We start from the raw sequence: 19,960 nt of genomic DNA on the forward strand, positions 1-19,960 counted from the left end.
GGTGAACGGAGCATCATGACCATGACCACATCCACCCGGTCCGCGACCGAAGTTCGGCCCGCGAAACCCGGTGAGTTCGAGCCCCCGCGCTACCGCCAGTTCCTCGGCGTCCGGCGCGACAACCTGATCCAGTACCTGACCCTGGGCGTTCTCGCCGTCCTCGTCCTCGCCCCGGTCGTCCCGATTCTCTACCAGTCGGTCGTCGATCGGCCACTGTACGAGGCCGGCGGAGTCTTCACCCTCGACAACTACGTCAGCCTCTTCACCGACGCCGGCTTCGGCACCGTGGTGTGGAACACCGCGAAGTTCGCGATCCTCACCACCGTCCTCGCCCAGCTGTTCGCCGTTCCGATGGCGATCCTCACCGTCCGCACCAAGCTGCCGTTCGGTCGGCTGATCGGCGGCGGCATGCAGTGGCCGTTCTTCATCTCGTCGCTGCTGCTCGGCTTCGGCTGGATCACCATGTACGGTCCCGCCGGATTCTTCAGCGTCCAGGTGCGGCAACTGCTGGGGTTCGTGCCCTGGAACCTGTACTCCATCACCGGCATGGCGCTCACCGAAGCCGTCGCGCTGGCGCCGATCGCCTACATCTTCTGCGTCAACGTCCTGCGCCGCAGCGACGCCTCACTCGAAAGCGCCGCCCAGGTGTGTGGCGCCGGACCCCTGCGCATCCTCTTCAGTGTCGTCGTCCCCATGCTGCGGCCCCCGGTCGTCTACAGCTCCGTGCTGATCATGAGCATGTCCATCGAAACCCTCAGCGTCCCACTGCTCTACGGTGCACCCGTCGACATCCAGGTGTTCTCGACCTTCCTGTACACCAACGGCCTGCAGTCCATCGACCCGGACTACGGCATCCTCGGTGCCGCGTCGGCGCTGATCCTGCTGGTCACCATGGTGCTCGTCTGGTCGCAGGCCAAGCTCCTCAAGAACTCGCAGCGATTCGTGTCCGTCCGCGGCAAGGCCACCCGCCCGCGGCTGCTCGAGCTGGGCCCGATGAAGTGGGTCGGCCTGTTCTTCATCGCCATCTACCTGATCTTCGGTGCGATCATTCCGATCTTCGGACTCATCTTCCGATCGTTCACCCTCGTGCTGACCCCGCTGCGCTCACCGTTCTCGACCCTGACGTTCGACAACTACCAGCGGATCTTCGAATACGAGGCCTACCGGCAGTCGATCGTCAACAGCATCGTCATCGCCGTCGTCGGCGCCGTGGTGATCAGCTTCCTCGCCACCCTCGCCGTGCTGGTCTCGCGCCGATCCACCTTCCGGTTCAACAAGGTCGTCGAGTACCTGGCGCTCGCGCCGCAGGCCATGCCGGGCCTGATCATCGGTATCGGCTTCTTCTGGGCGGTCGCCTACGCACCCAGCTTCATCGGCGTACTGCTTTCGGGAACCTTGTGGATCCTCGTCATCGCGTTCGGCCTGCGCGCCCTGCCCTCCGCCTACGGCAACCTCGCCCCGGTGATCATGCAACTCGGCGCCGAACTCGACAACGCCGCCCGGGTCAGCGGAGCCGACTGGTTCCGCACGTTCACCCGCATCCTCGCCAAACTCATCGCGCCCGCCTTCGCCGGCGCCATGGTCCTGGTGTTCGTCACCATGATCAAGGAATATTCCCCCGCCATCTTCTTGTCGTCGGCCCGCACCAACGTCATCGGCACCACCGCCCTCGAACTCTGGACGCAGGGCAACACCGGATCCGTCGCCGCCCTGGCGACCGTCCAGATCGCACTGACCGCGGTGTTCGTGCTGATCGCCAACCGCCTCCTGAAGGGACACAAGGAAAATGCCTGAGGTCGTCGTCAAGAACCTGATCAAGGACTATGCGGGAAACCGGGTCCTCAACGATGTCAGCTTCACTATCGCGGACGGGGAGTTCTTCACCCTCCTCGGCCCCAGCGGCTGCGGCAAATCGACCACCCTGAACTGCGTCGCCGGCCTCGAACGCCCGGACGAGGGGTTCATCAGCGTCGCCGACATCGTCTTCCTGGACTCGAACGCCAACGTGTTCGTCGCCCCCGAGGGCCGCGACCTGGGGATGGTGTTCCAGTCCTACGCCCTCTGGCCGCACATGACGATCGGCGACAACCTCGCGTTGCCGCTGAAACTCCGCAAGGTCCCCAAGCCGCGCCGCGCCGAACTGATCGCCGACGCCCTCGACAAAGTCGGCCTCCTTCACCTGAAGGACCGGTATCCCCATCAGATGTCGGGTGGGCAGCAGCAGCGCGTCGCCCTCGCCCGGGCCCTGGTCTATGCGCCGAAGGTGCTCCTGCTCGACGAGCCGCTGTCCAACCTCGACGCGAAACTGCGCGAGCAGGCCCGCTCCTGGCTCAAGCGGCTGCAGTCCGAGGTCGGTATCACCACCATCTACGTCACCCACGACCAGGACGAGGCGCTCTCGCTCAGCGACCGGATCGCGGTCATGTCGAAGGGCAACATGCTCCAGGTCGGCACCCCCACCGAGATCTACGAAAAGCCCGCCGTCGCCGAGGTCGCCAACTTCATCGGACGCTGCAACTTCTTGGGCGGTGTCGTCACCGGTGTCCACGGCGACGAGGTGGTCCTGAACCTGACCTGCTCGGATCAGTCGCTGCTCGTCAACACCGCGTTCCAGGGCGTGACCGGGCAGTTCGATCCCGGGCAGAAGGTCACCGTCGCCATTCGCCCGGAACGCCTCGTCCTCGCGGATGCCGCCGCGAACGTGCCCCCGGGCAGTGCCCTGTCCGGAACGGTGCTCGAGACCGCCTACGTCGGATCCCGGTTCGAATACCAGGTGCAGGTCGGTGACGTCGTCGTGCAGGCGCAGCACCACCACGGCCGCTTCGCCGGAAAGGTCACGCTCGCCCTACCCGAGGACGGATGCCTGATCTACCCTGAGGCCGCACCGGTCTCCGATGAGGCCAGACAATTGATGACCGTGCACTGAGGACGAGAGGAAGAACGACGATGACGTCGGTGGGATTGCTGTCGACTCGGGTTTCACCGACGTCCCTGGCCATGCGGGTGATCGAGCTGATCCGCGAGGAGAAACTCGACGAGGGTGCGCACCTGTCCGAGCAATGGGTCGCGGACTCGTTGCGGGTCTCGCGCACCCCGGCCCGCAAAGCCCTCTCCCACCTGGCCGACATCGGACTGGTCGAACAACTCCCGCGCCGGGGGTTCCACCTGAAGATGTCGGCCGCCGATCTGGCCAAGGTCGCGTTCTCCACCGACAGCGGCGACGAGGAGCAACTGTACTTCCGGATCGTCGACGACCACCTCGGTGGACGGTTCACCGGCGAGTTCACCACCACCGACCTCGCCAGGCGTTACGGTCTGACCACCCGGCAGGCGAACCTCGTGCTCACCCGGATGGAATCGGAAGATCTGATCCGCCGCCGCCGGGGCCGCGGGTGGGAATTCTCCCGGACACTCACCACCGCCGAGGCGCACGATCAGTCCTACCGATTCCGTCTCATCGTCGAACCCGCCGCCCTCCTCGAACCCGGTTACACGATCGACCCCGACGCATTCGCCCTGCACCGCAAACAACAGGAATCGATGCTGCACGGCAACATCGTGTTCCTCTCCCGCACCGAACTGTTCCGCTACGGGTCCGAATTCCACGAGATGATCGTCGACTGCGCCCACAACGCGTACCTGTCCGACGCAGTCCGCCGCGTCAACCGGCTGCGCCGGCTCATCGAGTACAACCACCAGGCCGACCGCGCCCGCCTGGTCACCCAGGCCACCGAACACCTGCACCTACTCGACCTCCTCGAAGCCGGCAACAACGAACAAGCCGCCCAGTTTCTCCGCCACCACCTCGACACCGTCCGCGAGAAGAAGACCGGCATCAAACGCTGACCGCCGGCCGCGTCGGCCACGGTTCCCGACTCCGGGTATCCGGGCTGGTGCACGCGATTTCCACACTTGTATTCTTACGTCAATTAGTACAGTATGTGAGTGGTAGGCCAGGCGTCTCCAGCGCCGGCTCTGTCAGTTCCGGGCGTAACCGACTCCAGCCCAATGTGAATGGGGAGTCGGTTCGCGATCGACTCGGCACGCGGGAATTCTCATTTTGTATCAATCGGCAACAACAGACCAGTTTCACGCACACAGCTCAGTGACGGGCAGGAATTCATGACCACGCTGCAGACTTCCGAGTCGAACGAGATGGCGATCGAGCAGGACCGCTACCGGTACCTTCCACTGGACTCGATCCTTACGCCGGACGAGATCGCCGCGGCGCCGTACGCGGTGCGGATCCTGATCGAGAACGTCGCCCGACGGGCGCCGGCATCCCTGGATACGGTCCTGGCACGTTTTCGCGGCGAGACCACCGAGTGCGAGCTGCCGTTCCACCCGAACCGCGTCATGCTGCACGACACCACGTGCCTGCCCGCTCTCGCCGATTTCGCCGCGATGCGCGACAGCGTTGCCGAACTCGGCGGCGATCCCGGAGCGCTGCAGCCGTCGATCCCGGTCGACCTCACCGTCGACCATTCGGTGATCGCGGAGGAGTACGGAAGCCCCGACGCTCTCGCGGCGAACCTGAACATCGACTTCCGCCGTAACAGCGAGCGGTACCGGTTCATCAAATGGGCGGAACGGAGCGTGTCGAACTTCGGCGTCATCCCGCCCGGAACCGGCATCATCCACCAGGTCAACATGGAATCACTCGCCACCGCCGTCTGGGTGGACCGATCCACCGAACCGCCCACGCTGCATCCCGACGTCCTGGTCGCCACCGACAGCCACACCCCGATGATCAACTCCATCGGCATCGTCGGCTGGGGCGTCGGCGGACTGCAGGGGCAGGCGGCGATGCTCGGGGAGCCGGTCACCATCCAGTACCCGACCGTCGTCGGGGTGAAGCTGACCGGCCGGTTGCGGAGCGGCGTCACCGGCACCGACCTCGCCCTGACCCTCACCGAACTGCTCCGCGCGCACGGCGTCATCGACAAGTTCGTCGAATTCCACGGCGACGGCGCACTCGACCTCGGCTGGGCCGATCGTGCCGCCGTGTCGAACATGGCACCCGAATACGGGGCGACGTGCGCGCTGTTCCCCACCGACGAGCAGACCCTGCGGTTCCTCGAACTCAGTGGCCGCAGCCCCGAGCACTGCCGGATCGTCCGCACGTACCTCGACGCCCAGCGGATGATGTGCCACCCCGGCGGTCCGGCGCCCACGTACGACGAGAACCTCGAACTCGACCTCGCAGACGTCGAACCCAGCCTCGCCGGCCCCCGCATGCCGCACGAACGCGTCGCACTGGGCAACGTGCCCGCTTCGTTCCTCGCCGCCGCACCGGCCCCGTCCACCGACGGCGGCGTCGACCCCGTCTTCGGGCAGAAGGTCCCGCACGGTCCCATCGCCATCGCGGCCATCACCAGCTGCACGAACACCGCCAACCCCACCCTGATGGTCCAGGCCGGACTGCTCGCGCAGCGCGCCGCCGCCGCGGGGCTGACCAGTAAGCCGTGGGTCAAGACGTCGCTGTCTCCGGGATCCAAGGTGGTCACCGAATACCTCGCCGAGGCAGGCCTTCTCGCGTCGTTCGAACAGCTCGGCTTCTACACCGTCGGGTTCGGCTGCATGACGTGCATCGGCAACTCCGGCCCCCTGCACCCCCGGATGGAAGAACTCGTCGACGACGGCGTCGTGCCGACGGCGGTGCTGTCGGGGAACCGGAACTTCCCCGGCCGCGTGAACCCACGGCTCGGCCTCGGCTACCTGGCGTCGCCGCCGCTCGTCGTCGCGTATGCCCTGGCAGGCAACATCCTCCACGACTTCGACACCGACCCCCTCGGCCACCGCGCGGACGGGACTGCGGTGTACCTGCGAGATCTGTGGCCCTCCGACACCGAGGTCGCCGACATCGTTGCCGCCTCCGTGCGGCCCGACATGTTCCGGAAGAACACGGCCGCCATCCGGACCGGCACCCCCGAGTGGCGGGAACTCCACGGTCAGGGCGAGATTCGCTTCGACTGGGACGACCGATCCACCTACATTCGACGGCCCACCTACCTCACCGGTCTGGACGCCGAACCGTCACCGACCGTGACGATCACAGGTGCGCGGGCGCTGCTCGTGCTCGGCGACAACGTCACCACCGACCACATCTCCCCGGCCGGGGCGATCCAACCGGACAGTGCGGCAGCGGAATACCTGCGCGGATTCGGTGTACGGCCCCGCGACTTCAACCAGTACTCGACGCGGCGCAGCAACCACGAAGTGATGATCCGCGGCGCCTTCACCAATCCGGCCGTCCGCAACCGCCTTCTCCCACCCGACGAGGGCGGCCCCGGCGGATGGGCGTACACCGCCGACCGCAGCCGGGTCGTACCCGTATTCGATGCCGCCCCGTCCTACCGGGAGGCGGGCATCCCGCTCGTCATCCTCGCCGGCAAGAATTACGGTGCCGGATCCAGCCGCGACTGGGCCGCGAAGTCCCAAGCGCTGCTCGGAGTTCGAGCGGTCGTCGCGGAAAGCTTCGAACGCATCCACCGCAGCAACCTGATCGGCATGGGTATCCTCCCCGTCCAGTTCGGCGACGGCGACACCGTCACCGACCACCCACTGGACGGCACCGAAACGCTGAGTTTCGACGGACTCGATCGACTCGTTGTCGGAATGAACCGGCTCACCCTCCGTATCACGCACGCCGACGGCACCGAGAAGTCCGTTCCGGTGCGACTGCGGCTGGATACCCGGAACGAAATCGCCTATCTGCGGCACAACGGGACGCTGCCCTACGTGGTGCGCAAGGCGCTGGCCCATTCCGGAGCGGGTCGCCGTTCCTGACCACACCGCCGGCAGGCCTTGTGACGGCATGGGGCCGCCCGCAGGCGGGGAAGAGGGGGGCTCCCCGGCCGCGGGCGGCTGTGGCCCTCCAGCCGAGGGGTGACCGGTCAGGGGGCCTCGCTGGTCCGTGGGGCCGCCGGGCCCGCGGAACAGCGTAGGTGCCGGGTACCCGATATGTGCGGGACTATTCACCGCGCGAGCAACGATTCGTCCGGGCCGATCCTCGAAAACGACTGGGCGAGTGTCCAGTTGTAGCAGAAACCCGGAGGCCGGGCCGATCGAACCGACCGGCCGGTTATTGCATCGCGTCCCCGTCCACAGTCGGGTCGAACGCAAGTCGGCCATCGGAGGGGACGGTCGGCGATATCCTGGGGTACATCGTCGAGAGGTGGGCAGTGTGGCATGCGTCGACCGTGTTTCGAATGGGACGAATCGATGTAGTCGATGACTGATGTCGATCCGTTCGCCACCCAACGCGACGTGTCCGGTTCGGTCACGGCGGAGTTGGCGGCGGCCGGATTCGAGGACGCTGAGGAGATCGGCCGCGGCGGATTCGGGGTGGTGTACCGCTGTACCCAGATCGCGCTCGACCGCACCGTGGCGGTGAAGGTCCTCACCGCCGACCTCGACGAGGAGAATCGGGCCCGATTCCTGCGGGAGCAGCGTGCAGCGGGCCGGCTGACCGGTCACCCCAACATCGTCAACGTTCTGCACGCCGGCGTCACCGAGAACGGCAGGCCCTACATCGTGATGCCGTACCAGGCGCAGGGCTCGCTCGACGAACGGATCCGCCGCCACGGACCGCTTCCTCTGGACGAGGCATTGCGTCTCGGGGTGAAGATGGCAGGCGCCCTGGAGACCACCCACCGGCTCGGGATCCTCCATCGCGACGTCAAACCGGCAAACATCCTGATCACCGATTACGGCGAGCCCGCACTCACCGACTTCGGCATCGCCCACATCGCGGGCGGGTTCGAGACCAGCGCCGGTATCGTGACGGGATCTCCGGCGTTCACCGCCCCCGAGGTCGTGGCGGGCGACGCTCCCAGTCCTGCCGCCGATGTGTACGGGCTCGGCGCCGCCTTGTTCGCGGCGATCACCGGCCACGCGGCGTTCGAACGCCGCAGCGGTGAGCAGCTCGTGGCGCAGTTCCTGCGGATCGCGTCCGAGCCGGTTCCGAACCCGCGCGAGCACGGCGTGTCCGAGGACGTCAGCGCGGTCATCGAACGCGCCATGTCGTCCGAACCGGGGGCCCGCCCGTCCGCCGTGGAACTGGGCCGGGAACTCCGCGACGCGCAACTGCGTCACGGCTTCCCGGTCGACGAGATGGCGATGTATGCGGGAACCGTTGCGGCGCAGAGCAGTGCGTCACGCGCGGGCGCCGGTTCCGGGGGAGAGGGTGCGTGGAGCCGGCCTGCCGGTGCGTCGGCGGACTCGGGCCGGACGGGTGGGCTTCCGCTGGAGCTGACCAGCTTCGTCGACCGCCGCACGGAACTGGCGGAGGCGACGAACTTGCTGTCGACGTCGCGGCTGGTGACGTTGACCGGGATCGGAGGAGTGGGGAAGACCCGGCTCGCCATCCGTGCTGCCACCAAGGCGCAACGGAACTTCGCGGACGGCGTGACATTGGTGGAACTGGGTGAACTGCTGGATGATTCGCTGTTGGCCGGGGTGGTGGTCGCTGCCCTGGGGTTGCGGGGTCAGTCGACGCGGCACCCCCACGAGATGCTCGTCGAGTTCCTCGCCCCGCGGGATCTGCTGCTCGTGCTGGACAACTGCGAGCAGGTGGTGGCCGCGGCCGCGAAGCTCGCCGAGATCCTGCTGCGCGCATGCCCGCAACTGCGGATCCTCGCGACGAGTCGCGAACCGCTCGGGATCGGCGGGGAAACGGCGCTGCTGATCCCTCCACTGCCCGTCCCGGACCCCGACCATCTCCCGAAAGGGCTGCCCCGCAACGACGCGGTCACCCTGTTCGTCGAACGCGGTGTCGCCGCCGTCCCCGGGTTCGAGCTCACCGAGGACAACAAGGTCACCATCGCCCGCATCTGTCAGCGGCTGGACGGGTTGCCGTTGCCGATCGAATTGGCGGCGGCGCGCCTGCGTGCGATGACACCCGACCAGATTCTGCAGCGCCTGACCGATCGGTACCTGCTGCTGACCCGCGGCAGCCGGGACGCGCCGTCGCGACAGCAGACGCTGCGGATGTGCATCGACTGGAGCTACGACCTGTGCACGCCTGTGGAACAACGGATGTGGGCGCAGCTGTCCGTGTTCGCGGGCACGTTCGAACTCGAGGCGGCGGAACAGGTCTGCGACGACGACGACGTGGACGACCTCCTCGACACGGTGACGTTCCTCGTCGACAAGTCGATCCTGACGAGAGAGGAGTCGGGCGCCGCGGTGCGGTTCCGGATGCTCGAGACCGTGCGGGCCTACGGGCGGGAGAAGGCGCAGGAGAGTGGGGTGTACACCGAACTGCGTCGTCGGCACCGGGACTGGTGTGAGCGCCTCGCGGTCGAAGCGGAATCCGAATGGATCAGTTCCCGGCAACTTCCGTTGATCGCCAAACTGTCACGGGAACTGCCGAATATCCGTGAAGCGCTGGACTTCTGCCTGGCCGACCGCCCGGACGCCGGAGTTCGGATCGCGGCCGCGTTGTACCCGTACTGGCTGGCTCGGGGGCTGTTCGTCGAGGGGCGCCGGTGGCTCGGTCGTTTCCTCGCCCGGCAGCCGTCCGAGCCCACGATCGATCGCGCCAAGGCCCTGTACGGCGCCGCCGTGCTGGCCGGAGTGCAGGGCGACATCTCGGTGTCGGACACGTTTGCGGAGGAAGCGCAGGCGCTCGCCGCCCGGACGCCCGACCCGGAGGTGCGTGCGCACCTCGACCACGCAATCGGATACGCAGCCTTGTTCGCTGGCCGCTTTCCCGAGGGGCGCGCACATCTCGAGAAGGCCGTCCACGTGTTCACGGCACGCAACGACGTCTTCGAGGTGGCGGCGGTCGTGGGTCTCGGCATGATGTACGACCTGTTGAACGACACGGAACGCGCCGTCGAATGCCACGAGCGCATCCTCGCGATCACCGAGGCACAGGGCGAATCGGTGTACCGGTCGTATTCGCTGTGGGCGCTGGCCGTCGCCGTGTGGCAGAAGGGGGAGAGAGCCCGGGCGGTGCGGCTCCTCGGCCACGCGCTCCAGGTGGACCGCCGGGTGAACGACCGGCTCAATTCCAGTGTGTGCCTGCAGGCACTCGCGTGGATCGCCGCCGAGGAACAGAGCATGGAGCGGGCCGTCGTGTTGATGGGAGCCGCCGAGGCGCTCGCCCGGTCGGTGGGCAGTTCGGCGGTGCTGGTGCCCGGATTGAGCGTGTACCAGGACGAGTGCGAACGTCTGACCCGGGGTGCGATGACCGAGCCGGCGTTCGCCGCCGCTCACCGAAAGGGAGAGGCGCTCGGGTTCGACGCAGCCGTCGCCTACGCACTGGGCGAGCAGGTCTTACCCTCGTCGACCTCCGCCGGTCCGTCCCCGAAACCGACGAAGCGGGAGCGTGAAGTTGCCGCCCTCATCGCCGAGGGGCTGACCAACAAGGAGATCGCCGCCCGGCTCGTCATTTCGCCCCGCACCGCGCAGGGGCACGTGGAGCACCTCCTGACGAAACTCGGGTTCAACTCACGCGCGCAGATCGCGGCGTGGGTCGTGGAATCGCAGGGTGAGGGTTCCTGAGCTGCCGTTGCCGGAGGCTTGTCGGAGTGTTCGGCGGCGAAATGCTATGCGGTGAGCGTGATGTCCACGGTGTGGATGCCGCTGGTCGTGGGCTTCACCGATGCCGTGCCGTTGCCGACCGGCGACAGGGCCCGCACGGTCCAGTCGCCCGGTGCGACGAAGAAACGGAAGTCCCCGCTGCCGGAGGCGACGATCTCGGCGGTGAACGTGCCGGCGCCGTCGAGGAGCCGGACGAAGGCGCCACCGACAGGTTCTCCGTCGCCCGTGACGACCTTGCCGGTGATGGCCGTGTCCTTACCGAGGTCGACGCCGGCGGGGATGGTGTGGGTTTGCGTTGGTGCTGTGCTCATGTGCTTGTTCCCGCGGTCCGTTACTTGCCCAGCTCGATCGGCACGCCGACGAGTGAGCCGTATTCGGTCCAGCTGCCGTCGTAGTTCTTGACATTCTTGTGGCCGAGCAACTCCTTGAGGACGAACCAGGTGTGGCTGGAGCGCTCGCCGATCCGGCAGTAGGCGATGGTGTCCCGGGAGCCGTCGAGACCGGCTTCGCCGTAGATCGCGGTGAGTTCCTCGTCGGACTTGAACGTGCCGTCCTCGTTCGCTGCCTTGCTCCACGGCACGTTGAGTGCGCCCGGGATGTGGCCGGGACGCTGGCTCTGCTCCTGCGGCAGGTGTGCCGGCGCGAGGATCTTGCCCGTGAACTCGTCGGGCGATCGGACGTCGACGAGGTTCAGCACCCCGATCGCGTCGACGGCCTCGTCGCGGAACGCGCGGATCGACAGGTCCGGCTCGGACGCCCGGTAGGTGGTGGACGGGCGGCTGACGGTGTCCGTGGAGAGGGGGCGTTGCTCGAGTTCCCACTTCTTGCGGCCGCCGTCGAGCAGCTTGACGTTGTCGTGGCCGTAGAGCTTGAAGTACCAGTAGGCGTAGGCCGCGAACCAGTTGTTGTTGCCTCCGTAGAGGACGACCTCGTCGTCGTTGGCGACGCCGCGTGCCGACAGCAGATCGGAGAACTGCTCGCGGTCGAGGAAGTCACGGCGGACCTTGTCCTGCAAGTCCTTCTTCCAGTCGAGCTTGACGGCGCCCTCGATGTGGCCGCCGTCGTAGGCGGACGTGTCTTCGTCGACTTCGACGAACACGATGTTGGGCGTGTGCAGATTCTGCTGAGCCCAGTCGGTGGAGACCAGGACGTCGGAGCGAGCCATGTTCTTTCCTTCACTGAGAACTTGCCGGGGTTTTCCGTTGGGGGTCGGGTGGTCGGCGGAGGCGGACGGTCGGAATCGGGCGACCAACGGATAGATCTGGCAGCCGAGGCAGATGCCGAAGGCCGCGTTGAGGAACGCCGCGAACAGTGCGAAGCCGGTGAAGACGGCACCGACGACGGGTGCGCTAAACGCGAATCCGACCAGGCCTGCCGCCGCGAAGATGAAGCCGACCAGTTGGGCGAAGCGCAGCGGTGCGGTGGGTTCCCGCTCGCTCGGCGGGCTGATGTGTGGGGCGACCAGCTTTCCGAAGATCCGGCCGTAGGGGCTGCGCCGCGGTCCGACGACGGCGGCGACGCCGAACACGACGGTCTGAACCGCCAGGATCGCACCGGCAACGACGGCCGAAAAGGATGCTGCGATCAGGACGGCGACGAGCACCGCCGTAGTGATCCAGGCGGCAAACCGGGGACCGCGGACGTCGACCTGGTCGAGGGCCGCGGTCGGGGTGGTGGTGGGTGTTGTTGCTGGTGTGGTGGACATTGACTGTGCTCCACAGAATGTGTCGGATGGCCGAGGGAATGCGATGGAACGCGATCGAGTCGATCACCGAAAAGGCAGCGAAGTCGGCGCGTGGCCGCAGGGCGAATCGAAGAATGACGCAGAAACGCGGTCAGCGACGCCAAAGGCAACAGCAACCACCGACGCGGCACAGGTCGACTGTGCGGCGACGGGTGAGCAGCAGCTCGCGGCAGGTCTGCACCCGCCAAATTCTACGCGCCGCACCCTGCGCTGAAGACGGACAATTCGAGTCTCCGGCACAGGGGTGCGATCCCGCGACTTATGGGATCAGGATGAACTTCCCCGCGGGGTGAGATTTCGCGAGTTCGGTGTGGGCCTGCGCGGCATCGATCAGGGGAAACCCTTGGCGATCGTGACAGTCAGGTGTCCGGCGCCGGCTTGCTCGACCAGTGATGCGCGAGCCTTCAGCCGGGCCTCGGCGCTGGCCGGATTGCCGCCGCCCACCGACGCGAAGTCGTCGTCCTGCGCCCGCACGAACGCGGCGATGGTCACGATCCGCGTCTTGTCCTTGACCAGAACCAGCGACACGTCGACGGCCTCGTCGGTTCCGACGGTGTCGAGGGCCGCGTCGATGCCCTCGGGTGCGACCTCCCGCACCCGCTCCTCGAGTCCGTCTCCGTAGACGACGGGAGTTGCTCCGAGGGTCCGAACGTAGTCCTGATTCGCCGCTCCCGCGGTGCCGACGACCGTCGCGCCGCGGGCGACGGCGAGTTGCACGGCGAGAGCACCGACGCCGCCGGAGGCGCCGTGGATCAGGACGGTGTCGTCGGAACCGACCCCGATGGTGTCCAGGGCATCGACTGCGGTGCCGCCCACCAGCAGCAGGCCGGCGGCCTGTTCCCAGCCGAGGCCGGCCGGTTTAGGGGTGATCGAGGAGACGGGAACGACCACCTTCTCGGCGTAGAGACCGGTGCCGGGGCTGACGATCACCTCGTCGCCCACCGCGATCCCGGTGACACCGGGCCCAACGGCCGCGACCACGCCGGCGGCCTCGCCGCCGACCCTGATCGGCAGCTTCTCGGGATCGTCACCGAAGGCGCCGCTGTAGAGCTTGTAGTCGATGGGATTGACGCCGATCGCCTTGACGTCGACGAGCACCTCTCCCGATGCGGGCGGCGGAACCTCCACATCGACCACGGTCAGGGCCTCGGGTGTTCCGTATGATTGCGCGACAACAGATTTGGTCATGTATGGCGAAACGTGCTTCGGGGAGCTGCTATTCCTGTTGTGCGAGATTTACTCTCACGGATCCGAACGGTTGCCCGGCGGGGACAGTGGTGGAACCTATTCCGATGTCGGTGACAGTCGTTCGATGTGTTCGAGCTCTTCGATCAATGGGTCGGCCATGACTGAGAATACTCCGGGAAATTCAGAACGTCGGCGCACACCGCCCGACCACGCGACACGATCGAATCGATCCCCGGCCCGATTTCAACCCTCCGTGGCGGAGGTGGGGAACCGGGAGCGCAGCGCGAGCGAGACGTAGACCAGGCCGACGAGGACGGGGACCTCGATCAGCGGTCCGACGACACCGGCCAGGGCCTGGCCGGAGGTGGCGCCGTAGGTGGCGATGGCGACGGCGATGGCGAGTTCGAAGTTGTTGCCGGCGGCGGTGAACGCCAGGGTGGTGGTGCGTTCGTAGCCCAGGCCCGTGACGGCGCCGAGGGCGTAGCCGCCGCCCCACATGATCGCGAAGTACGCGAGCAAGGGAATGGCGATGCGGACGACATCGAGCGGCCGGGAGGTGATCTGCTCGCCCTGCAGTGCGAAGAGGATCACGATGGTGAACAGCAACCCGTACAGCGCCCACGGACCGATGCGGGGAAGGAATGACGACTCGTACCATTCGCGGCCCTTGGCCTTCTCGCCGAAACGGCGGGTGAGGTAGCCGGCGAGCAGGGGGATGCCGAGGAAGATCAGCACTGATTTCGCGATCTGCCACGGTGAGGTGTCGATGGTGGTCTGTTCGAGGCCGAGCCAGCCGGGCAGCACCGAGAGGTAGAACCAGCCGAGGGCGGCGAACATGATCACCTGGAACACCGAGTTGATCGCGACGAGGACGGCGGCGGCTTCGCGGTCGCCGCAGGCGAGGTCGTTCCAGATGATGACCATGGCGATGCAGCGGGCCAGGCCGACGATGATCAACCCGGTGCGGTATTCGGGCAGGTCGGGCAGCAGTAGCCAGGCCAGGGTGAACATCAGGGCCGGGCCGAGGACCCAGTTCAGGAGCAGCGAGCCGAGGAGGAGTGTGCGGTCGCCGGTGACGGTGTCGAGTCGGTCGTAGCGGACCTTCGCCAGCACCGGGTACATCATGATCAGCAGCCCGAGGGCGATCGGCAGCGAGATGCCGTCGATCTCGACGGCGGACAGGGTGTCGCCGAGGCCGGGGATCATCCGGCCCAGGAGCAGGCCGGCGACCATGGCGACGCCGATCCACACCGGCAGGAACCGGTCGAGGGTGGAGAGTGTGCCGACGACGGCCGGGTGCTCGGTGGTCGGGGCCGCGCTCATGCCGGGGTCTCGGCGCACGTGGGAGACGGCACGACCGGGCCACTGTCGGTGAGCAGCACGGCGGACAGTTGCTGCAGGGCTGAGGGGATCACCCAGTAGTACACCCAGGTGCCGCGGCGTTCGCAGTCCAGCAGTCCGGCCGAGCGCAGCACCTTCAGGTGGTGCGAGATCGTCGGCTGGGACAGGTCGAACGATGCGGAGATGTCGCACACGCAGGCCTCGCCGCCGGCGTGGGAGGCGATCAGCGACAGCAGGCGCAGGCGTACCGGGTCACCGAGCGCCTTGAACATCCGGGCCAGATCGCCGGCCCAGTCCTCGGTCAGCGGTTCGCGTGCCAGGGGTGAGCAGCAGGCGCCGCTCTCCGGCCCCTTTTGTTTCGACATGCGTCGATATTGACAGGTGTCGAATCAAGCTGCAATGCGGAACACGCTTTCTACCGAGTGGGACGACTGTCAATCGGCGAAATGCGTTGTGCTACCTCCCCGGTTCGTGCGCGTCACTGACGTCGGGCAGATGAGCGTTGACGTGGTCGGCAAGACTGGGCGGGTTGTCGACGGGTCGCCGTCGCGGTGTCTCGAGATATCGTCGGCGCTCCGCCTCGTGTTCGGCCGCGACTTGCTCTTGCCAGTACACGCCCGATCGGCTCTGCGAGAACCCCGAGATATTCATCCTGCACACGACCCCTTCGACCCACGAGGAGCGCACTCCCCCACGGTCACACCCGTTGGCTCGTGGTGCCCCAGCGGCGACGAGCCCTGACCGTCATTTCCGTTGTAGCGGATCAGCTCACAGGTGTCACGGACCGACCAGTCCCTATGAAACAGCGGTTCAGCTGCGTTGATCCCGCATCCGAAACTCGTGTACGAATTCGTGTCGCTCGAAAGCGTTGACAGACAACGTGTTTGTTCCACACGGGAAAGCGGGTGTACCTCGTCTCGAATCGACCGTTGAGGTCCGTCCGGCGACGATTTAATCTGGAAGGAGCGGGCCGTATCCCGTCGGGTCGAGATTTGGCAGTCCGGGATACGACTCGCCGGAGGGTCTCCCGTCTACGAGAGCCGGCACCCAGGACGGATCGTCGAGCCGGGCCGCGCGGGCATTCTCGTGGGCGACGATTGCGTCCTGCCACTCCCGAGCGGTCACGCCGATCCGGTCGCGGACGGCTGGGGGCGAAACCCCGAGATCCGTGGCGATGTGCGCCCACGACCTGCCCTCCTGGAGGGCCTCGATCACCGTTCGGGCGAGGCGATCGTCGGTCTGGTCGTCATCACAGAACGCGTCAGCGCTGTCAGCGGCCACGGGAAGGTTGTCCGGTCTGATGCGCTCGATGAACGCGGAGTCGTATTTGCATCCATACGACTCTATCGGTTGCAGTGAAATGATGATATACGGCTCCGGTCAGTTCGATGGGAGCGCGAACGCGACCCTGACCGTGCAGGTACGCGCGGTCACCATCGGACGAGGTCACCACAGACTCGATCGCAGTGATGTGCTCGCCGACGGGACCCAGGACCCTGCCGCTCATCCTCCTCGGGCGACCTCGGGTCGGGTTGGTATTACTCGGCGCGTCCGGACGGGAAGTGCACGGACCCGTCGTTGCCGATGCAGCCGCCCTGCACGGGGCCGCTGCCGAAGAAGACGCCGTTGAGTTGACCGCTGCCTCCGGGGGAGTTCGATCCGACTCCGGCACCTCCGACGCCGATCGCCCCGCACTGGTAGCTGTTCATGTCGTTCGGTTCGCTGTGGACGTGGAGCTGCGTGCCCGGTGTGTTCGGGTCTCCATGGAACCCCGGTGCCGCCGCCGCGACGCCGGAACCGAGTGCAAAAGCGGTGGCGATCGCGGCCGATGTAACCGCCGTGCGCAATGCGAACGTGTTCATCTGATCTCACCTTTGATTCGATTGTCGCCCGGCTTCCACCGGCCGATGATTCTCGGGTTGCAGGTAATTTCCGGTGTATCCGTTTCCCGATGGACCAATTATGGTCCGAGCCGTCGGCGAAAATCACCCCTTCGCGGGGTTACCGGCAATTCGAACGCGCAGTCCACACCGGCCGTCGCGGCCCCGCTCGCAGCCGTGAGCATGCCGCAGTGTCGAAACTGTGTGACCCCGTGGAGTTCACGTCTGTGTACCTGAGGGCGCTAGCGTTGGGTGGGCTGCCCGACATCCGCACGTTCGAAGGGGAAACTGCCTCGCATGGCCGGTGACGAGATTTCGGACGGCGAGAACGCGCACCCGGCCGCGACGCCGCAGTTGCGCCGGCGGCTGGGGGTGTTCGACTCGGTGATGATCGGCCTCGGGTCCATGATCGGGGCGGGGATCTTCGCCGCGCTGGGGCCTGCCGCGTCCGCCGCGGGCGGTGCATTGCTCGTCGGGTTGGCCGTGGCCGCGGTGATCGCCTACTGCAACGCCAACTCCTCCGCCCGGCTCGCCGCGTTGTATCCGCAATCCGGTGGCACCTACGTCTACGGGCGTGAACGCCTGGGACCGTTATTCGGCTATCTGGCGGGCTGGGGTTTCGTGGTCGGCAAGACCGCCTCGTGTGCGGCGATGGCCCTGACCGTCGGCGCCTACGCCTGGCCCGGCCGTGAGCATCTCATCGCGGTGGTCGCCGTCGTCGCCATCACCGCCGTGAACTACTTCGGGGTGCAGAAGTCGGCCCTGGTCACCCGGATCATCGTGTTCACGGTCCTCGCCGTCCTCGCCGTGGTCGTCGTCGTGTGCCTGACCGGCCCCGATACCGGGTTCCGTGGCCTGGAGATCGCCTCCGGCCACGGCGTGACCGGGGTTCTGCAGGCCGCCGGTCTGCTGTTCTTCGCGTTCGCCGGGTACGCCAGGATCGCCACGCTCGGCGAGGAGGTGAAGGACCCGGCCCGGACAATCTCCCGGGCGATTCCCCTCGCCCTGGCCATCACCCTCGTCGTGTACCTGAGCGTCGCGGTCGCAGTCCTGAACGCGCTCGGTGCCGACACCCTCGCGGCCGCGACGGATCCGCTCGCGCAGGCGGTGGCCGCTGCGGGATCCGAGGGTCTCGAGCCGGTCGTCCGGGTGTCCGCGGTGATCGCCGCGCTCGGCTCGTTGCTCGCCCTGATCCTCGGGGTCTCGCGGACGACACTCGCGATGGCGCGCGACGGCCACCTGCCACGTCTGCTCGACGCCGTCCACCCCCGGTTCGCGGTGCCCTACCGGGCCGAGTTGGCGGTGGGGGTGGTGGTGGCGCTCCTCGCCGCGACGGCGGACCTGCGCGGCGTCATCGGGTTCTCCTCGTTCGCGGTGCTGTTCTATTACCTGATCGCCAACGCGTCCGCCTGGACCCTGTCCGCGAAACCGTGGCCGCGCCTGGTGGCGGTCGTCGGCGCCGTCGGATGCATCGTCCTCGCCGCGTTCCTTCCCCTGGCCTCGGTGATTCCGGGTGCGATCGTCCTCGGGCTCGGGGCCGTGATCTACGCGGTCCGCTCGTCACGTCGTCCCTGATCCGCGAGGAGGGGTACCGCAGTGCAGTTGATCTGTCCTCGGTGCAATTGTTTCGTGTCTCCCCGCCGGGGTCGGGGAACTGGAACTCGACGATCCTCCCTTGCATGACGAATGTTTTTTCGTGATATCGCCACTGCGATTATCAGAGTGTGAGGGGAAGCCCGGCTGATTCGGTGCACCGGATCGACCGCCCCTTGGCGAAGAGCGGGAACTTCATGTCGATGACTTCTCCGCGTCGCGGACGGTTCTGCCCGTTGCTCTGTCAGCGGGGTGCGAGGACGACGACCAACGTCAATGCGGCGACTACGACCTCGAGTGCGCCGAGGACGAGGGCAGTGACCGCGAGCCCGGAGCCGGTCTCGTGCTCCCGGCCACCGACTTCGACGCAGCCGACAGCGCCGAAGACCAATGCGGGAAGGAAAAGCCCGGTCAGAGCGCAGAACAGGGCAACGATGGAGCAGATGTTGGTCCGCTCGGGAACCTCGTCGCCAATGGGAGCGAGGGCTGGGGTCCGCAGATGCGCGGTCGCCGCGGTCACCTCTGAATCCTCTCGGCTTCCGAAGGGGTCACCGCGACCCAGGCGGATGGGCCGCGATCGTGCGGCTGATTCCAGAACAGTCGTGGCCGCGGCCGCTCTGGGCACGCGCGGTCGGTGTGTGCCGACGACGAGCACCACGAGCACGTGGTTGTAGACATAGGGCGTACTCCGATTCGAATTTTCTTGGAATGGAACAGATTGACGGACTGGGGCTCGTCGAGAGGTCCGAAACGTGGACGGTAACCCTGCATTACTGCCGCACTTGTTGCCGAAGGATCGCGCGTAGGGCTGCCAACGCAGCAGTCGGTTCGTCCCAGAACACCATGTGTCCGGCGCCGGGCACTTCGATCAGTTGTGCCGCCGGGTGGGTTGTTGCGGCCTCCTTGGCGCCAGCCGGCGTGACGACCGGACTGTCACCGCCATAGATGAGAGCCGTTGGTGCGGGCACGACGGGCCAGGTGTCGAAGAAGTCCTCGGCTTCGAAACCGTCGTGTGTGCGAATGATGGAGTTTCTGTCGCAACTGGGCAGCCAGCGAGCTCGTAGTTCCTGCTCGCGTCGTGGCCAACGCGGCCAGGATTGAGCGACTTCGTCGGCGGTGGTGCCGCGCTGCGCCTGCTCGAGTTGCTCACGGAAGTCGCTGAGAGGTGTGGGATATCGTCCCCGCCCGGGTCCGCTCATCGGTGGGTCGACCAGGATGGTGCCCCGCACGGTGTCCGGTCTGCGGGCCGCAGTTGCTGCGGCGATGCGTGCCCCCATCGAATGTCCCAGCAGAACGGGGCGGTCGAGCCCGAGGCCGGCGATCACCGCGTCGGTGTCGTCGGCGTAGTCGCTCAGCGAGTAGGACGGACCGGAATCGGACAGGCCCCGGCCACGGATATCGACGACGAAGGGGTGGACGAGATCGGTGAGCTCTCGCGCGATGAAGTTCATGGTGACCGCGGGACTGGTGATGTCAGCCAGGATCACCACGGGTGTTCCGGATCCTCCATAGTCGAGAACGTGGATGCGGAGTGCGCCGGACCGGACCCAGCGGCTCTGCGCCGGGATGTCGGCAAGGTCGGCGAGGGCGCGTTGGGACAGATGGCGGTAGGTCACGACACGTCCTTTGGCGTTCCAGGAGGGGAGCCGGTCCGAGTCACGCA

Annotated in this window: 14 protein-coding genes and 2 pseudogenes; 6 read left to right on the forward strand and 10 right to left on the reverse strand. The window is 66.8% G+C overall.

Features of this window, described 5'->3' with window-relative positions; genetic code table 11:
- Positions 1-21 precede the first annotated feature (21 nt).
- The 5 genes from ACFU5V_RS24075 to ACFU5V_RS24095 all read left to right on the forward strand — a co-directional run bounded on the left by ACFU5V_RS24075 (position 22) and on the right by ACFU5V_RS24095 (position 10,512).
- The gene (locus ACFU5V_RS24075) at positions 22-1,794 is read left to right on the forward strand and encodes an ABC transporter permease (protein ID WP_378702507.1); all 1,773 of its coding nucleotides are present in this window, start codon (positions 22-24) and stop codon (positions 1,792-1,794) included.
- On the forward strand, positions 1,787-2,926 hold the full coding sequence (locus ACFU5V_RS24080; RefSeq protein WP_378702509.1) for an ABC transporter ATP-binding protein: 1,140 nt from the start codon (positions 1,787-1,789) through the stop codon (positions 2,924-2,926). Before ACFU5V_RS24075 ends, ACFU5V_RS24080 begins: the two co-directional genes overlap by 8 nt.
- 20 nt (positions 2,927-2,946) lie before the next feature.
- Entirely contained in the window at positions 2,947-3,846 is a 900-nt protein-coding gene (locus ACFU5V_RS24085) for a GntR family transcriptional regulator (RefSeq protein ID WP_378702511.1), read from the forward strand.
- A 276-nt stretch (positions 3,847-4,122) separates the two neighbouring features.
- On the forward strand, positions 4,123-6,789 hold the full coding sequence (gene acnA / locus ACFU5V_RS24090; protein WP_378702513.1) for an aconitate hydratase AcnA: 2,667 nt from the start codon (positions 4,123-4,125) through the stop codon (positions 6,787-6,789).
- 444 nt (positions 6,790-7,233) lie between these two features.
- On the forward strand, positions 7,234-10,512 hold the full coding sequence (locus tag ACFU5V_RS24095; RefSeq protein ID WP_378702515.1) for a protein kinase: 3,279 nt from the start codon (positions 7,234-7,236) through the stop codon (positions 10,510-10,512).
- 44 nt (positions 10,513-10,556) lie between these two features.
- Here the strand turns inward: ACFU5V_RS24095 and ACFU5V_RS24100 are convergent, their stop codons facing one another.
- The 8 genes and pseudogenes from ACFU5V_RS24100 to ACFU5V_RS24135 form a co-directional block, all read right to left on the reverse strand.
- The gene (locus tag ACFU5V_RS24100) at positions 10,557-10,862 is read right to left on the reverse strand and encodes a DUF1416 domain-containing protein (RefSeq protein WP_378436380.1); all 306 of its coding nucleotides are present in this window, start codon (positions 10,860-10,862) and stop codon (positions 10,557-10,559) included.
- 20 nt (positions 10,863-10,882) lie between these two features.
- The gene (locus ACFU5V_RS24105; protein ID WP_378436392.1) at positions 10,883-11,716 is read right to left on the reverse strand and encodes a sulfurtransferase; all 834 of its coding nucleotides are present in this window, start codon (positions 11,714-11,716) and stop codon (positions 10,883-10,885) included.
- An 87-nt stretch (positions 11,717-11,803) separates the two neighbouring features.
- Positions 11,804-12,256: pseudogene (locus ACFU5V_RS24110) on the reverse strand (DUF4395 domain-containing protein); the annotation flags it as partial.
- Between the two features lie 298 nt (positions 12,257-12,554).
- A pseudogene (locus ACFU5V_RS24115) lies at positions 12,555-13,483 on the reverse strand (NADP-dependent oxidoreductase).
- 243 nt (positions 13,484-13,726) lie between these two features.
- The gene (gene arsB / locus ACFU5V_RS24120) at positions 13,727-14,806 is read right to left on the reverse strand and encodes an ACR3 family arsenite efflux transporter (RefSeq protein ID WP_378702518.1); all 1,080 of its coding nucleotides are present in this window, start codon (positions 14,804-14,806) and stop codon (positions 13,727-13,729) included.
- Positions 14,803-15,189: an ArsR/SmtB family transcription factor gene (locus tag ACFU5V_RS24125; protein ID WP_378702520.1), complete on the reverse strand. Its 387-nt coding sequence runs from the start codon at positions 15,187-15,189 to the stop codon at positions 14,803-14,805. Before ACFU5V_RS24125 ends, arsB begins: the two co-directional genes overlap by 4 nt.
- A 586-nt stretch (positions 15,190-15,775) precedes the next feature.
- Positions 15,776-16,105, reverse strand: a complete 330-nt coding sequence (locus ACFU5V_RS24130) for an AsnC family protein (protein ID WP_378702522.1) — start codon at positions 16,103-16,105, stop codon at positions 15,776-15,778.
- Positions 16,106-16,362: 257 nt separating this feature from the next.
- Entirely contained in the window at positions 16,363-16,686 is a 324-nt protein-coding gene (locus ACFU5V_RS24135; RefSeq protein WP_378702524.1) for a hypothetical protein, read from the reverse strand.
- 315 nt (positions 16,687-17,001) lie between these two features.
- On the opposite strand from ACFU5V_RS24135, the gene ACFU5V_RS24140 reads away from it, so the two are divergent.
- The gene (locus ACFU5V_RS24140) at positions 17,002-18,279 is read left to right on the forward strand and encodes an APC family permease (RefSeq protein WP_378702526.1); all 1,278 of its coding nucleotides are present in this window, start codon (positions 17,002-17,004) and stop codon (positions 18,277-18,279) included.
- 262 nt (positions 18,280-18,541) lie between these two features.
- Here the strand turns inward: ACFU5V_RS24140 and ACFU5V_RS24145 are convergent, their stop codons facing one another.
- Together ACFU5V_RS24145 and ACFU5V_RS24150 are read right to left on the reverse strand one after the other, a co-directional pair.
- Positions 18,542-18,817: a hypothetical protein gene (locus tag ACFU5V_RS24145; RefSeq protein WP_378702528.1), complete on the reverse strand. Its 276-nt coding sequence runs from the start codon at positions 18,815-18,817 to the stop codon at positions 18,542-18,544.
- 250 nt (positions 18,818-19,067) lie between these two features.
- On the reverse strand, positions 19,068-19,913 hold the full coding sequence (locus tag ACFU5V_RS24150; RefSeq protein WP_378702530.1) for an alpha/beta fold hydrolase: 846 nt from the start codon (positions 19,911-19,913) through the stop codon (positions 19,068-19,070).
- Positions 19,914-19,960: the final 47 nt, after the last annotated feature.

The sequence above is a fragment of the Rhodococcus sp. NPDC057529 genome (assembly GCF_042802055.1).
GTDB lineage: Bacteria > Actinomycetota > Actinomycetes > Mycobacteriales > Mycobacteriaceae > Rhodococcus_F.